The organism is Microbacterium sp. B19 (assembly GCF_000333395.1).
Taxonomy (GTDB): Bacteria; Actinomycetota; Actinomycetes; order Actinomycetales; family Microbacteriaceae; genus Microbacterium.
In genome coordinates, this window is the sequence record NZ_BADA01000316.1 from 1 (window position 1) to 1,980 (window position 1,980).

Here is a 1,980-nt window from a genome sequence, read left to right on the forward strand (position 1 = left end):
CGATTCAGAATTCCGGGGACGCCACATACTGCAGCCACGTCTCGCTCGGCATCCCGTGCTGTGCGTTCTCCTCATTCGCGACCGTCGTACCGCCGAGGGATTGCGCAAACCACGACAGCAGGAAGATCGCGCCCATCACGAGGAGCAGCGAGTTGGAGTACACCCACCCCGCGGGTCCGCCGCCGCGGGCCCAGCGGGGCGAATCGGGGCGCGCGTGGGTACCGACGAGCTGCTCCTCGTCGGTACCGACGCCCTCGTCGCCCGGCTTCTTCGATTCGGGAGAGCCCCGCTGCACGAGCCACACCGTCGCGAAGATGAACAGGAAGAACTGGAGGAACTCCGACTGCCAGTTCTCCGCGACGTCGACGAGGAAGTCCGACGAGGTCACGAAGTCCCAGTACCCGATCGTGGCGAGGCCGTGGAGCTGGAGCTCCTCGTTGTTGTTGGCGTACCCCGCGAAGGACTGCCCGATCAGCGCGGCGAGGAAGATGATCAGGAAGGCGATGCTGAGTCCCTGATCACGGAAGAAGCGTCGCATTCCTCACCGCCCTGCCAGCGGGAGGACGATCATCACGGCGAGACCGACGACGATGATCCCCATCCAGGCCCAGAACATCGCCCGCATGCCCGCGGTTCCTGCTTCGGCGGGTTCGTGATCCATGCGTTTCCTCTTTCGACTTTCCGCGGACCCTCCCGGCTGCTCGGCAGAAGAAGCCGAACCGCGCCCGGGCCCGATGCACCCGCCAGAGTGCACCCGAGTCGACGCAGGGCGCATCCCCCTTGTCCGGCGCGGCGCCGAGTGGCATGACGCGGAGAACCGGCGCTCCCGTCAGCGGGTGTCTCGCCCGCGCGCGGTCTCAGCGCGCCCGCCGGCGGCGGCCCGCTACCGCGACAGTGATCCCGGTCGCGGTAAGGAGCGCGCCCGCGAAAGTCGCCCACGCCCAGATCCCGTCCTTCAGGCCAGTGCCCGCGAGGTCGCGCGACGCGGCCGCGGACGTCACGGTCGGCGTGGGAGTTGGCAGAGGCCTGAGCGTCGGGGTGGGCGTGGGGGTCGGGGTGGGCGTCGAGGTCGCCGTCGTCACGCGAACCGTTGCCTCCTCGACCCGACCCGACCCCGCCCCCTCGACGCGGACGTTCGTCTCTCCCAGCCTCGCTTGACCCGGGACAGGCGCCTCGATCACCGCGGTGCCGGTCCCGTCAGCGATCGCGGCGGAGAGCGGGACGCCGTCGAACGTCGGGGTCACCGCCTCGCCGACCCGGAAGCCGGTCGCCGTGAGGGTGAACGTCTGACCCCGGGCCGGTGTGTCGGTCGACACCGTCAGCACGCCCGGGGTGCGCGACGCCGCCAGCTCCGCGCAGACGTCCCCCTGCGCACCGAAGGCCGGGGCCGGCTCCCCTCCCTCCACGCCGTCGTCCTCTCGGACACGGATGCCGGAGAAGTCCTGCGCGCCCGACACCGCCGTCCCACTCGTCGTGACGGCGGTTCCCGCGACGGACACCGCCGTACCGGACGGATCCGTGTTGCCAACGATCAGGACCGGAACCGGCAGACACGTCTCACCCGGCGCGAAGGTCACCCGCTCGGCACCCAGACCGGCCGGACCCGTCTCTCCGAAGGGCCCGGGGCCGATCCCCACGTACGCCGTGACCGGTTCTTCCGAGGGGCGGTCGAGCCACACCGCGACTTTCGCCTCCCACGGCTCCGCCTTCTCCTCGACGCGGGTCTCCGCCATGTTGACCGCGGAACGCGCGACGACCGTCGGTGTTCCGGTGGCGGGTGACTCGAACGAGAGATCGGACAGATACACGCCTCCCCACGGAACACCGTCCTCGCCGATCTGCGGCTGGAAGCGGACCTCCCGGATGTCGCCGAGATCCACTCCGACGACCTCCTCCAGCGGCCACGTGACCTGCTGGAGCACGACCTTGTCGAGGGGCGGTGCGCCGGACGGCATCCGCACGGCCGCCCGGAGGTTCAAC

General features: G+C 70.3%; 2 protein-coding genes. Both read right to left on the reverse strand.

The window, feature by feature from the left end:
• Nucleotides 1-4: 4 nt before the first annotated feature.
• The gene (locus I5G_RS22005; protein ID WP_022879114.1) at nt 5-538 is read right to left on the reverse strand and encodes a DUF6766 family protein; all 534 of its coding nucleotides are present in this window, start codon (nt 536-538) and stop codon (nt 5-7) included.
• 319 nt (nt 539-857) lie between these two features.
• Nucleotides 858-1,980 (reverse strand): hypothetical protein (locus tag I5G_RS25875; protein WP_026095857.1); only part of this gene is annotated, 1,123 nt, incomplete at its 5' end.

Bases quoted from the DNA above. Each gene is read 5' to 3' on its own strand.
- I5G_RS22005 (WP_022879114.1), bottom strand. From the start codon at position 538: ATGCGACGCTTCTTCCGTGATCAGGGACTCAGCATCGCCTTCCTGATC.